At 67.6% G+C, this 12,342-nt stretch carries 12 protein-coding genes; 2 read left to right on the top strand and 10 right to left on the bottom strand.

Going from position 1 to position 12,342, the window contains the following annotated elements:
- Positions 1–107: 107 nt before the first annotated feature.
- From AB0J95_RS32200 to AB0J95_RS32190, 3 genes are read right to left on the bottom strand one after another with little or no spacing between them, the layout of a single operon-like run.
- Complete coding sequence (locus AB0J95_RS32200; protein ID WP_364766242.1) at positions 108–1,028, bottom strand: iron-siderophore ABC transporter substrate-binding protein; 921 nt, start codon at positions 1,026–1,028, stop codon at positions 108–110.
- A 15-nt stretch (positions 1,029–1,043) separates the two neighbouring features.
- Positions 1,044–2,042 (bottom strand): iron ABC transporter permease, encoded by a 999-nt coding sequence (locus tag AB0J95_RS32195; protein ID WP_364766240.1) that lies wholly within the window; start codon positions 2,040–2,042, stop codon positions 1,044–1,046.
- Positions 2,039–3,034: an iron ABC transporter permease gene (locus AB0J95_RS32190; protein WP_364766237.1), complete on the bottom strand. Its 996-nt coding sequence runs from the start codon at positions 3,032–3,034 to the stop codon at positions 2,039–2,041. The genes AB0J95_RS32195 and AB0J95_RS32190 overlap by 4 nt, the downstream gene beginning before the upstream one ends.
- Before the next feature lie 377 nt (positions 3,035–3,411).
- On the opposite strand from AB0J95_RS32190, the gene AB0J95_RS32185 reads away from it, so the two are divergent.
- Positions 3,412–4,914, top strand: a complete 1,503-nt coding sequence (locus AB0J95_RS32185) for an alpha/beta hydrolase (protein ID WP_364766234.1) — start codon at positions 3,412–3,414, stop codon at positions 4,912–4,914.
- Here the strand turns inward: AB0J95_RS32185 and AB0J95_RS32180 are convergent.
- The 6 genes from AB0J95_RS32180 to AB0J95_RS32155 form a co-directional block, all read right to left on the bottom strand.
- Complete coding sequence (locus AB0J95_RS32180; protein WP_364766231.1) at positions 4,899–5,612, bottom strand: 2OG-Fe(II) oxygenase; 714 nt, start codon at positions 5,610–5,612, stop codon at positions 4,899–4,901. The genes AB0J95_RS32185 and AB0J95_RS32180 overlap by 16 nt on opposite strands.
- On the bottom strand, positions 5,609–6,187 hold the full coding sequence (locus AB0J95_RS32175; RefSeq protein ID WP_364766228.1) for a methylated-DNA--[protein]-cysteine S-methyltransferase: 579 nt from the start codon (positions 6,185–6,187) through the stop codon (positions 5,609–5,611). The genes AB0J95_RS32180 and AB0J95_RS32175 overlap by 4 nt, the downstream gene beginning before the upstream one ends.
- A complete protein-coding gene (locus AB0J95_RS32170; protein WP_364766226.1) occupies positions 6,174–6,647 on the bottom strand; it encodes a sigma-70 family RNA polymerase sigma factor in 474 nt (157 codons plus the stop codon). The genes AB0J95_RS32175 and AB0J95_RS32170 overlap by 14 nt, the downstream gene beginning before the upstream one ends.
- Before the next feature lie 13 nt (positions 6,648–6,660).
- Positions 6,661–7,149, bottom strand: a complete 489-nt coding sequence (locus AB0J95_RS32165; protein ID WP_364766223.1) for a methylated-DNA--[protein]-cysteine S-methyltransferase — start codon at positions 7,147–7,149, stop codon at positions 6,661–6,663.
- A gap of 38 nt (positions 7,150–7,187) precedes the next feature.
- Entirely contained in the window at positions 7,188–8,192 is a 1,005-nt protein-coding gene (locus tag AB0J95_RS32160; RefSeq protein ID WP_364766268.1) for a chitinase, read from the bottom strand.
- Positions 8,193–8,422: 230 nt separating this feature from the next.
- Positions 8,423–9,304 (bottom strand): helix-turn-helix transcriptional regulator, encoded by an 882-nt coding sequence (locus AB0J95_RS32155; RefSeq protein WP_364766220.1) that lies wholly within the window; start codon positions 9,302–9,304, stop codon positions 8,423–8,425.
- A 172-nt stretch (positions 9,305–9,476) separates the two neighbouring features.
- Between AB0J95_RS32155 and AB0J95_RS32150 the strand changes: the two genes are divergently transcribed.
- Positions 9,477–10,850, top strand: coding sequence for an NADP-dependent succinic semialdehyde dehydrogenase (locus tag AB0J95_RS32150; protein ID WP_364766217.1), 1,374 nt, complete (start codon positions 9,477–9,479; stop codon positions 10,848–10,850).
- Position 10,851: 1 nt separating this feature from the next.
- Here the strand turns inward: AB0J95_RS32150 and AB0J95_RS32145 are convergent, their stop codons facing one another.
- On the bottom strand, positions 10,852–12,150 hold the full coding sequence (locus AB0J95_RS32145) for a GGDEF domain-containing protein (protein WP_364766214.1): 1,299 nt from the start codon (positions 12,148–12,150) through the stop codon (positions 10,852–10,854).
- Positions 12,151–12,342 lie beyond the last annotated feature (192 nt).

Here is a 12,342-nt window from a genome sequence, read left to right as displayed (position 1 = left end):
ACCCCCACCGACTCCCCAAATACGTGCAAAAAAACCACCCCCACCACCCCGCCCAGGCGGGCGCGCATGGCGGGCTGTGGCGCCCCCGCGGGCCAGCCACTCCCATCTCAGGACAGGTGCGCCGCGAGGTCGTCCAGGATCTTGTTGGCGGCCGTCACGCCGATGCCGGTCATCCAGGTCTCATCGTCCACAACGAACACCTTGCCGGCCGCGACCGCGCCCAGCTTGGTCCACAATGGACCCGCGGTCACCTCGGACTGGCGCTGCGCGGCCTTCTCGCCGTACGCGGACACGAAGATCACGTCCCCGTCGACCTCCTGCACCCGTTCCGGGCTGACCTTGTCGAACCGCTTGTCCTTCTTGTCCGCCAGCAGCTGGCGGTCCGGGCGCGGCACGCCGGCGTCCTTGAGCACGATGCCCGCGAACGAGTCCGGCCCGTACACACGGATCTCGTCCGGCCGGAACCGCACGATGGACACCTTCTGCGAGGTCTTCTTCAGGTCCTTGGCCCGCGCGGTGTACTTGTCCAGCAGCGCCTGGGCTTCCGCCTTCTTGCCCAGCGCGTCGGCGTCCAGCAGGAAGTTGTCCTTCCAGGTGATGCCGACCAGCTCGGTGAACACCGTGGGGGCGATTGTGGACAGTTCGTCGTAGAACTTCTCCTGGCGGAACTTGGATCCCAGGATCAGGTCCGGTTTGAGCGCGCGGATCGCGTCCAGATCGGGCTCCTGCAAGGTGCCCACGGTCTTCACGTTCCGCAGGTTCAGGTACTTGGGCAGGGTCGGGCTGTCCGCGCCGACGGTCGCGCCGATCGGGGTGAGCCCCAGCGAGGACAACGTGTCGAGCTTGTCGGAGTCGAGCACGACCACTCGCTGGGGTGTGGCGGGGACCTTCGTCTCACCCATCGCGTGCTTGATGGTGCGGGTCTGTCCCTGTTGCTGCTGGGCCGCGTCGCCGCTGGGCGGGGTGGTGCCGGTCCCGCACGCGCTCAACGCGAGCACGGCGGCCAGCACCGTGGCGAACTTGCGCATTGGTGTTCCCTTCGATCAGCGCTTGCGGCGCACTAACAACCAGACCAGGTACGGGCCGCCGAGTGCGGCCGTGAGCACCCCGACTGGGAGCTGGGTGGGGGCGAACACGGTTCGTGCCGCGGTATCGGCCACCACGGTGAGCACGGCCCCGGTCAGGGCCGCGCAGAACAAGGGCGGGCGTTCGGCTTTGGCGAGCTGGCGGGCGATCTGCGGGGCGGCCAGTGCGACGAAGTCGACCGCGCCGACCTGTGCGGTCGCGAACGCCGCCAGCACCACACCCGCGATGGCCAGCACGAGTTTGCGGGCGCCGACCCGGACTCCGATCGCGCGGGCGACGTCGTCCGAAAGCGCCGACGTGTCCAGCGCGCGCCCGGCCCACAGCAGTACGGGAATCAGCGCCACGACAACGATCGCGACGACCAACGCTTCGTCGTAGCCCCAGCCGGCGAGCGTGCCGATCAGCCAGATCTGCGCGCGTTGCCCGTCGATCGGGGCCGCTCCGACGATGAAGATCTCGGTGATGGCCTTCACCGCGACCGCGACCGCGATTCCGGCCAGCACAAAGCGGTTTCCGCGGCCGAACGCCAGAACCACAGCAGCCGCGCCAAGTCCGCCGATCAACGCGGCCGGAGGAAGCACAGCGACCGGTGCCCCGGCCACGATCACCATCGTCGCCGCCAGCCCGGCGCCCTGCGAGACGCCGATGACATCCGGGCTGGCCAACGGGTTGCGGCTCACGCCTTGCAGCAACGCGCCCGCCAACCCCAGCGCCACACCGATCACCACGGCCAGCACAGTGCGCGGGATCCGGAGTTCGACGACTTTCCCGGCCCAGGTGGGAATGCCGAAGACCGCGCGGAGAACATCCCCGGGCTGCACGCTCGTCGACCCGATGCACAACGCGCCGACGAACACAACCGCAAGCAGGACAAGGAGTCCCACCCCAACGACAACACCTCGCCGATGCAGGGTGAACGAAACGGCCGGGGCGGGCCGCAGCACGAGACGGGTCACGCGAGCACCAACTTCGGCCGCCGCACCAGCAACAGCAGAATCGGCGCGCCGATCACCGCCGTGACCACCCCCGCGCGGATCTCGTCCGGCAGGATCACCACCCGGCCGACCACATCGGACAGCAGCAGGAACACCGCCCCCATCGGCACACTCACGGCCAGAAGCCACCGGTGATCACTGCCTACCAACGCACGCGCGAAATGCGGTACCGCGAGCCCAACGAACCCGATCGGACCCGTTGCGGCAACAGCAGCCCCGGTCAGCAACACCGCCCCAGCCGCAGCCGTGAGCCTCGTCGCGGCAACCCGGCTACCAAGCCCCGTCGCCACATCGTCACCCAACGCCAACGCGTCCAGTCCCCTCGCCGAGATGACCGCGAGGAGGAGTCCGACGGCGATGAACGGCATGACTTGGACGGTGACCTCGGTGGGCCGGCCGGCCAGCGACCCGATCACCCAGAACCGGAACTCGTCGAACGTACCCGCGTCGACCGTCAGGATCGCGATCACAACCGCCCCGAAGGACGCGTTCAAAGCCGCCCCCACCAGCGCCAACGTCACCGGGCTCGACCCCGTCCGCGCGGCCAGCCAGTACACCAGGAACCCACTCGCCAACGCCCCCACAACCCCGAACCACACGTACCCGGGCAGCGTCTCCACCCCGAACAACGCGATGGCGACAACCACACCAAGCGACGCCCCCGAGCTCACACCCATGATCCGCGGGTCGGCCAGCGGATTGCGCGTGAGCGACTGCATCAACACCCCCGCAGTCGCCAGCGCCGCACCGGTAAGCAGGCCCAGGAGCGTGCGGGGCATACGCTGCGTGCGCACGATCAGCGTGTGCGCAGAGTCATCGGGACTGAACACCGCGCGCCACACATCACCAAGCGGGATCCCCAGATTCCCCACCCCCAGACTGAGCATGATCGCCACCACCACCAGCAACCAGGCAATACCCAGCACCAGCCCGCGCCGACCAGCCACAGTCACCCTCACATTAGGAAAGCCATACCTAACCAGTCAGCAGTCTAAAGGTCCCACGATCCCCACCCCACCAGCCCCTCCGCCGCTACACAGAGAGTGACCGACCCATCGCATTCCGAGCGCGACACCCGCGGCTGGGCCTGGGCCCGACGGCTGGGCACGCCTCAAGGGGCTCGGTCCCGAGAGTGGGCACGATCCCGGAGGCTCGGCTCGGAGATGGCGCGATCCGGGCGCCGGGCCACCCCAAACCAAATCGAACCGCTCCCGAGCGCGCCGAGCCCCCGACCCAACCGTCCACCGGGTCCACAGTGCACTCCCGGGGATGGGCAGGTTCTCGCCGATCGCATTGACCAGCGGCAACACGACCGCTTGCATAGGTCTTCATGCGCCGAGCCATCACCGTCCTGCCGGGACTGGCACTGGCGGCGTCGATGCTCTCCGCGCCGGTCGCGGCATCCGTCCCGGCCCGCCTCGAAGTCCCGGCGATAACCTGGGGAACCTGCGAAGAACAGCTCATCGGCTTCGAATGCGCCAAAGTCGCCGTCCCCCTGGACTACGACCGCCCGCAAGAGTCCACAATCGCCCTCGCCCTCGTCCGCAAACCCGCCACGGACACCGAACACCGGATCGGCTCGTTGTTCGTCAACCCGGGCGGCCCGGGCGGATCCGCAGTCGATTTCGTGTTCTCCCATGGAGATGTGCTCTCCACTGACCTCTCCGGCCGGTTCGATATCGTGGGCTTCGACCCGCGCGGCATCGCCCGGTCCACCCGGCTGAGCTGCTTCGCAACCGACTCCGAAGCCAAGGAGTTCTTCACCGCCCCCGCGGCAAGAGTCCCCTACACGCCAGCGGAAGAACGCGCGTATGTGACCCATTTCCGCCAGCTCGGCCCGAAATGCCTCCGCCAGCCCATCGCCCAGCACATGAGCACCGCGGATGTCGCCCGGGACATGGATCTGTTGCGCCGCGCGGTAGGCGACCCGAAACTCAACTACCTCGGCTTCTCCTACGGCAGCTTCATCGGTCACACCTACGCCGCGATGTTCCCGGATACCGTGAGGGTGCTGGCAATCGACGGCGCAGTCGATCCCGCACTGTGGACAACGGGATGGCAGATCGCCGACAACCGGGTCAGCACCGGCAAGGAACTCGACGAACTCCTCCGCCTCTGCGACGAAGCCGGCCCGAGATGCGCCTTCCACAAGGCAGAACAGAGCGCCAAAGCCCGCTGGGAACGACTCGCCGACCAGATCAAGGCCACACCGGCCACACCAGGTCCGACCACAGTGGACTACCGGATGCTGGTCAACATCGCAGGCGCGGCAATGTACTCCCCCGCCATGTGGCCGGAGTTCACCCGGTTCCTCAACGACCTCGCCACCGCGAAACCGGACGCCGAACTCCCCCTCTGGGCAGTGCCCACGGAAGACCCGATCGCCGACCAGACCTTCTACGGCACAACCTGCGCCGACACCGACGTCCCCCTCACCACGAAGGAATACAGCGCCACAAGCAAATGGGCCGAAGCCGGGTCAAGGTTCGGCCGCTACTGGTGGTGGACCACGGCGGGCTGCAGTTTCTGGCCGCCCAACAAGGACAGGTTCACCGGCCCCTGGCACACCAAGGCTTCGGCGTTGGTCGTCGGCAACAAGTTCGACGGCATCACCGGGTACTCCGGAGCGCAGGCGAGTGCCCGCAACATCGAGGGCAGCCGCCTGCTCACCTACGCCGGCTGGGGCCACACCGCGTACTTCCGCGATGACTGTTCCCGCACGTACATTGACGCGTACCTGATCTCCAGAGCGTTGCCGCCACAGGGAACGGTCTGCCCGGCGGGCCCGAACCCGTTCCTGGAAGACAAAGCGACCGATCAGGCAGCGTCGTGAAACACCAGACCCAGGGTGTGTCGCTGCCCTGACCGGATGGTGGAAACCCCATGCCGCACCGGGGAAGCCGACCAGCCACGAGCCGACCGCACCGGACGGTCACGAGTCGTGAACACCAGGCCGTGCCCCTGCGGGATCAGCGTCGAAGTGCCCCGGGACTGAGCCCGCGGCCGCTGCTCGACCAGCAGGAACTCACCGCCGGTGTGGTCCTCCCCCGGCGCGTTCAGGTTGATCACGACCTGGAGCGGAAACACCTTGTCGCCGTACAGATCCCGGTGCAGCGCGTTCCAGTCACCCGGCCCATACCGAAGCAGGATGGGTGTCGGCCGAGTCTGTCCGGCGGAGTGACACTGGTCCAGCCATTCGTCCAAAGTGTCCGGCCACTCAGGACTGCGACCGAGCTTGGCCCACCAGTCGCGGGCGATCGGCAACAACCGCGGGTACAACGCCTGCCGCAACTCCTCGACCGGAGTGGGGAAGGGAGCCGCGAAGTACCGGTACTCCCCGCTGCCGAACCGGTAGCGGTTCATGTCGATGGTCGCGCGGAAGTGCGAGACATCGTCGTACAGGGCCGCGATCTTCGCTGCCTCAGCCGGAGTCACCAGCTGCGGCAGCAAAGCACAGCCGTGCTCGTTGACCTCGTCGGTCACCGCCGCCCAGTCGGCCGCGGCGACGCGTTTGGCGAAACGATCGGTCATGCCGCCTCCATCGTCAGTAGTCGCACCTTGTTCTCCGGGCTGCCCACGTACTCGCCGTAGGTCCCGTCGGACCGGACAACCCGGTGGCACGGAACAACAATCGGAATCGGGTTCGTCGCACACGCCGATCCCACCGCCCGCACCGCACGCGGACTTCCCGCGGCAGCGGCGACTTGCGCGTAGCTCCACGTCTGTCCATATGCGATGTCCGGCAGGTGGTCCAGCACGGTGCGCCGGAACCCCTTGGCCAGCCGGAGATCCAGCGGCAGCTCGAACCGCCGCCGGTCCCCGGCGAAGTACTCGTCCAGCTGGCGCCACGGTTCGTCCAGCCGCTTGGCGGCCTGGAGGATCCGCGGGCTCACCACGTCCGCGATGTGCTCGAGCACGGCCTCGTGGCCCTCCCGCTCGAACACCACCCGCAGCAGCCCCTGCTCGGTCGCGACGAGCATGAGCGATCCGACCGGGGTATCCACTGTGCGGTAAGCGATATCGAGCACACCCTCGCGGTCGGCCTCGGCGGCCAGCCGGTCCCGCAGCCGGGTCACGGTCCGCGGGTCAACGTCAGGGAACTTCATCACTGCTCTCCTGGAAGGTCCTGCGCAAAGTCCTGATGCCATCGGCGGCCGCGCGGCGCGCCGCGTCGGTACTGCCGCCGGTGATCGCGGCGACCTCCTTGAACGGGAGGCCGGCCAGGTAGTGGTAGGCCACGGACAGGCGTTGCTTGTCGGGCAACGCCTTCACCGCGTCCCACAGGCCGTCGCCGGCCGCGGGCGGGCTCGTCGCGCGTTCCGGAATGACCGGGACCGGAATCGGCTTTCGCACTCGCACGATGTCGATCGCCTTGCGGTGCGCGATGGTGACCAGCCACGCCTCGACGTTCGCGTCCGCCGGCAGCGAAGGATAGGCCTTCAGTGCCGACAGGAACGTCTCCGACCAGGCGTCCTCGGCGTCTGCCGGGCCGAGGACGGCCCGGCAGACCCGCAGCACCATCGCGCCGTACTCGGCCACGATCCGTTCGAAAGGTCGCAAGGTCACACCCAGTAGACGCTCACCACAGCCGGTTCGTGAGATCCGCCTGTTCCAGGTCGATCAATGTACGCTTGCGGGCCAGCCCGCCCGCGTACCCGACCAGGCTGCCATCCGCGCCCACCACCCGGTGGCAGGGCACGACGACCATCAACGGATTTCGCCCATTGGCGGCACCCATCGCCTGGGCCAGCGCGACATCGCCCAGCTCACGGGCCAGATCCCCGTAGGACCTGGTCTCCCCGTACGGGATCTTCTTGAGCAGATCCCAGACCCGCAGCTGGAACTCGTCCCCCACGGGCGCCATGGGCAGGTCGAACTCGGTGCGCTCACCGGCGAAGTACTCGGCGAACTGGCGCCTGACCTCGTCGAACGCGGCGTCCTGCCGCGCTCCGAAGGTGTCCTGCGCGGGGCGTCGCCTGTGTTGTTCGAAGTAGACCCCTGTCAGTGCCCCGTCCTCGCGGGCGACAACGGTCAGCTCCCCCAGCGGGGACTCGACGATCGTGTACATGCCCAGTAGACGTCGCCGAGCCCCCGAACGTGAGATTCCTACCGGCCCTGGAGTGACTTGACGTTGTTGCCGAACGTCCAGTTCTTCGAGCCGTCCCAGTTGATCGACCAGGTCATCAGGCCCTTGAGGCCGCTGATGGACCGGTAGGCCTGGGAGACCAGGCTGGGCGACATGTAGCCGCCGCCCGCGCCGGGCTGGGCGGGCAGGCCCGGGACCTGCTTGTCGTAGGGCACGCGGATGGTGGTGCCCTGCACGACCAGGCCCGTGTTCAGGCACTGGGTCTGCACGGTGAAGCCCTGCACGGTGCCCGCGGAGTACGAGTCACCGTGGCAGCCGTACATGCTTCCGTTGTAGTACTGCATGTTCAGCCACCAGAGGCGGCCGTTGTCCGCGTACTTCTTGATGATCGGCAGGTAGGCACCCCAGATCGAGCCGTAGGTGATGCTGCCGCCGGTGACGTACGCGGTCTCCGGGGCCATGGTCAGGCCGAAGTTGGACGGCATCTGGCCGAGCACGCCGTCGATGATCCGGATCAGGTTCGACTGCGACGTCGAGAGCGTGTTGATGTTGCCGGTGTTGGTCAGGCCGGTCTCGATGTCGATGTCGATCCCGTCGAAGTTGTACTTCTTCAGGATCGGCACGATGGTGGCCACGAACTTGTTGGCCACCGCGGTCGAGCTGAGGTCGATGCCGGCGGCCGCGCCGCCGATCGACATCAGGATCGTGGCGCCCGCCGCCTTGGCCGCGCACATCTCGGCGGGCGTGGACACCTTGACCCCCGCGTCCATCCCGTTCTCCCACAGGACGGTGCCGTCCGAGCGGATGACCGGGAAGGCCGCGTTGATCACGTTGTAGCCGTGGTCCTTCATCCGGGTGTCGGTGATCGGGACCCAGCCGAACGGCGGGTGCACGCCGTTGGACGAGCCGTCCCAGTTCTCCCAGTAGCCTTGCAGCACTTTTCCGGACGGCCGGGACTTGACCGCGCAGGTGTCGGCCTGGATCCCGGCGGGCGACGCCGTCGATACCGGGGCGGCGGTCGTCATCGCCAAACCCAGCCCCAGCAGGCATGTGACCAGTCGGCGCATACCTGTCTCCTTTCTGGCTCGCAAAACGGGACGGTGTCCCGATTGCAGGGCGCGAACCTCCAAGTGACTGCTCACCTGGCAACCGGCGAGATCGCCGCCGGTTCGCGCCGCCAGAGAAAACGGTCTGCGACTGAACAGTAAGCCCAGGCCAGGGCCGAGGACAACCGACGATTGGTTGAACCATTCCGCTACCGGGTGCTCGGCTGGGGTTTCAGCCGCTCCGAGTCACCGGCCATCGCGGCCAGCAGGTCGAGCGATTCGCCCTCGGACAGGGCGACCCGCTCGAGCCTGGGCACCAGCCTGCTGAAGCCGCCGACGTACTCGTCGTCGTCCACGAACAGGCCGGCCACCGTGCCGGACTGGTACACCAGCGGCCGGTCCCGTTTCGAGTACTCGAACAACCGGAACGAACCCCCGCACACCGCCGCCGCGCCCGCCGACAACGGCACGACCCGGATCACCGCGTTCGGCCGCGACGAGCTGAACACGAGGTGCAGCAACTGCTCCGACATCACGTGCGGGTCGCCGATCGGCAGCCGCAACGCCTGTTCGTGGATGTAGAAGGTGAACTCCGCGCGGGGCTCGCGCCGGAACACCTCCTGGCGGTCCATCCTGGCCTGCAGCAACAGTTCGAAGTCCTCGTCGGACCCGGCGGTCTCGCGGATCAACGCCGCCGCGTACTCCCTGGTCTGCAGCAGACCGGGAACCACCAGCGGTTCGTAGCTCGTCGACTTGGAAGCGGTGGCCTCGTAGTACACGAGACTGCGCAACGCCGGCGACATGACGGAATTCTCGGCCCGGCGAAGCCAGAATCCGTAATCCCGCTCATCGATCGCCTTGAGCTCCAGCACATAGTCGACCTCCTCGGGCGGTACCCGCAGCCAGGACAGGTACCGCGACACCTCAACATCCGACACCGGGTACTCCCCGGACTCCACGCGGGAGAGCTTGCTGGGGTGCCAGCCCACTCCGCGCGCCAGCGCCGCCGACGACACCCTTGCCGCTTCCCGCCGTTTACGCATCTCGTGGCCGATCTCACGGGCGCAAGGAGTGCTGAATCCTCGAGACATGGGCTGGATGTTAGACACACCAACGCATTCCAGTTGAGCACCGGCACCGAAATCGACCTGAACGAACGAATCCGTGCCTGACGGGCACGAACAACCCCGATCAGGTAAGGATTTGAGAATGTCGAGAATGGACGGTGCATGAAGTCCGCCTCGATTGGGTACCCCATGTCGTATGGCCATAGCAAGTATCAACCCCACCACCGGCGAGACCGAGCGGACGTTCGAGCCGTTCTCCGCCGAGGAGGTCGCCGGGCGCATCGAGCGCGCCTATGAGGCGGCAAACACTTACCAGCACACGAGTTTCGCCGATCGGGCCGGATGGCTGCGCGCCGCGGCGGACCTGCTGGACGCCCAGGCGGACGAGATCGCGGAGCTGATCACGCGCGAGATGGGCAAGCCCGTCGCGGAAGCCCGTGCGGAGACCGGAAAGTGCGCGTCGGCAATGCGGTTCTACGCGGAGAACGCATCCAGATTCCTGACAGATCACCCGATAGATCCGTCCGAGGTTTCGGCCAGCAAGGCCTATGTCCGGTGGCAGCCACTCGGGGTCGTGCTCGCCGTGATGCCGTGGAACTTCCCGCTGTGGCAGGTCGTCCGGTTCGCCGCGCCCGCGCTGATGGCAGGCAACGTCGGCCTGCTCAAACACGCCTCCAACGTGCCCAGAACCGCGCTCAAGCTGCAGGACGTGTTCCTGGACGCGGGATTCCCGCCGGATGTGTTCCAGACCCTGCTGGTCGGCTCGGACGCGGTCGAGCAGGTGCTCACCGACCCGCGGGTGGCCGCGGTGACGCTGACCGGCAGCGAGGCGGCTGGGCGATCGGTGGCCGAGATCGCCGGGCGCGAGATCAAGAAGTCCGTGCTGGAGCTGGGCGGCAGCGACCCGTTCGTCGTGATGCCCTCGGCCGACCTGGAAAGCGCCGTCGCGACCGCTGTGAAGGCGCGCTGCCAGAACAACGGCCAGAGCTGCATCGCGGCCAAGCGGTTCATCGTGCACACCGACGTGGCCACGGAGTTCCGCGAGCTGTTCGTCAAGCGGATGTCCGCGCTGACCATCGGCGACCCGCTGGACCCGGACACCGACATCGGTCCGCTCGCGACCGAACAGGGCCGCAAGGACGTCGAGGACCTCGTCGAGGACGCCGTGCGGCACGGCGCTTCCATTCTGTGCGGCGGCGAACGCGTCGACGGGCCCGGCTGGTTCTACCCGCCAACCGTGATCACCGGTGTCACGCCCGCGATGCGGATGTACCGCGAGGAGGTGTTCGGCCCGGTCGCGCAGCTGTTCGAGGTGCCGGACATCGGCACGGCGATCGACCTGGCCAACGCCACCGACTTCGGCCTGGGCTCCAACGCGTGGACCACCGACCCGGACGAACAGCGCCGGTTCGTGGCGGAGCTGGAGGCCGGACAGGTGTTCATCAACGGGATGACCACGTCCTACCCGGCGCTGCCGTTCGGCGGGGTGAAGCACTCCGGGTACGGGCGGGAGCTGGCCGACCTGGGCATCCGGGAGTTCTGCAACGCCAAGACGGTCTGGGTCGGGTGAGTCAGCCGGCCATCGAGGTCTGGTCGCGGCCGGTGTTCTTGGCGTCGTACAACGCCTGGTCCGCGGCCAGCAGGAGCGGGGTGAGCTCGGCGGCGGTCTCCGGGTAGGAGGCCGCGCCGATCGACGCGGTGAGCCCGCTGATCGGGCGCGGCTCCTCGCAGTTGATGGCGTGCACGGAGACCTCGATGCGGCTGATCGCCTGCCTGATCCGGTCGGCGACGATCCGCAGCTCCTCACCCGCTGTGCCCGGCAGCAGCACCGCGAACTCGTCCCCGCCGTAGCGGCCGACGAAGTCTCCGCCCCGCACCTGGTCACGCAGGGTGGTCGCCACGGCTCTGAGCACCTCGTCGCCGGCGAGGTGCCCGAAGCTGTCGTCGATGTCCTTGAAGTGGTCGATGTCGATGATCAGCACGCCCAGGGTCGAGTTCAGCCGGCGGGCGCGGATCAGCTCCCGCCGGGCGACCTCGGTCCAGAACGACGGGTCGAGCAGGGCGGTCTTGGAGTCGGTGCGGGCGGCGGCCTGGAACTGCGGCAGCAGCAGGCCGATCTGCAGGGCCAGGGGTGTGGCCACCAGGACCGGCAGCAGCCACGGCCGCACGGTCATGACCAGGGCGATTCCCGAGCCTACGCCGACCGCGGCGTTCACGATCAGCACGTCGGACAGGTTGCCCAGGGCGGTCCGGCCGGGGTTGGCGGGGTTCGTCGCGATGATGACCGCGACCACCATGGCGTAGTTGACCAGGAAGTACGTGGCGCCGGCGCCGATCAGGGTGACCACGCCGGTGAAACCGTCCAGATGCGGCATATAGGGCGCGAGAAAACCGCCGGTGCCCAGCTTGAGCACGACTCCGGCGGCCGAGCAGGCGGTGATGACCGAGCAGGCGGAGAACACTTTCCGGTGCAGCACGCCCCGCCGCCGGTAAACCCGGATCCACGAATGCGTGTAGCTCACCACAATCACCACCGCGACCAGCGGGGGCGGCAGCAACAGCAGCGCGGCGAAGATCCAAATCGACTGCAGGTGCATATGCGGGCGGCCCTCGGCGCCCAGTTCGCGTATTCGCTCGATGCCGCGTGCTGCCTCCAAGTGAGTGATTTCACCGGCGAGCAACATCGCGAACCAGATCAGGGACTGGGTGGTGATCGGCACCACGGTCGCGGTAAATCCGACGACGACCAGGGCGAAAGCCTCGACCGTGAGGATGTAGACGACCACCGGGCGCGGCAATGACCAGACCGACCAGCCGCGCGGATTGAGCGCGCCGTTTCGTCGGCGGGCACCGGCCTTGGACAATCGCACCACGGACACCCCTGCCACACGCGGAGAATTCGCACTGTAATTGCAAACGATCTACGTGTCACTAGGCCAGAGGTGGCCACCTGCGTCACGCAATGTCATCACCACAAGTGGAGGCAGTCATGAACAACACCACATCCGCAGCCCAGACCGGCCGGCCCGTTGACTGGCGTGCCCGTCTCCAGCGGCCCGTGG

This window comes from Actinocrispum sp. NPDC049592, from assembly GCF_040675465.1.
GTDB lineage: Bacteria > Actinomycetota > Actinomycetes > Mycobacteriales > Pseudonocardiaceae > Kibdelosporangium.
This window is presented reverse-complemented; position numbering and strand designations above follow the sequence as displayed.

Coding starts and splice junctions, on each gene's coding strand:
- AB0J95_RS32200 (WP_364766242.1), bottom strand. CDS start 1,028: ATGCGCAAGTTCGCCACGGTGCTGGCCGCCGTGCTCGCGTTGAGCGCG.
- AB0J95_RS32185 (WP_364766234.1), top strand. CDS start 3,412: ATGCGCCGAGCCATCACCGTCCTGCCGGGACTGGCACTGGCGGCGTCG.
- AB0J95_RS32180 (WP_364766231.1), bottom strand. CDS start 5,612: ATGACCGATCGTTTCGCCAAACGCGTCGCCGCGGCCGACTGGGCGGCG.
- AB0J95_RS32175 (WP_364766228.1), bottom strand. CDS start 6,187: ATGAAGTTCCCTGACGTTGACCCGCGGACCGTGACCCGGCTGCGGGAC.
- AB0J95_RS32165 (WP_364766223.1), bottom strand. CDS start 7,149: ATGTACACGATCGTCGAGTCCCCGCTGGGGGAGCTGACCGTTGTCGCC.
- AB0J95_RS32160 (WP_364766268.1), bottom strand. CDS start 8,192: ATGACGACCGCCGCCCCGGTATCGACGGCGTCGCCCGCCGGGATCCAG.
- AB0J95_RS32155 (WP_364766220.1), bottom strand. CDS start 9,304: ATGTCTCGAGGATTCAGCACTCCTTGCGCCCGTGAGATCGGCCACGAG.
- AB0J95_RS32150 (WP_364766217.1), top strand. CDS start 9,477: ATGGCCATAGCAAGTATCAACCCCACCACCGGCGAGACCGAGCGGACG.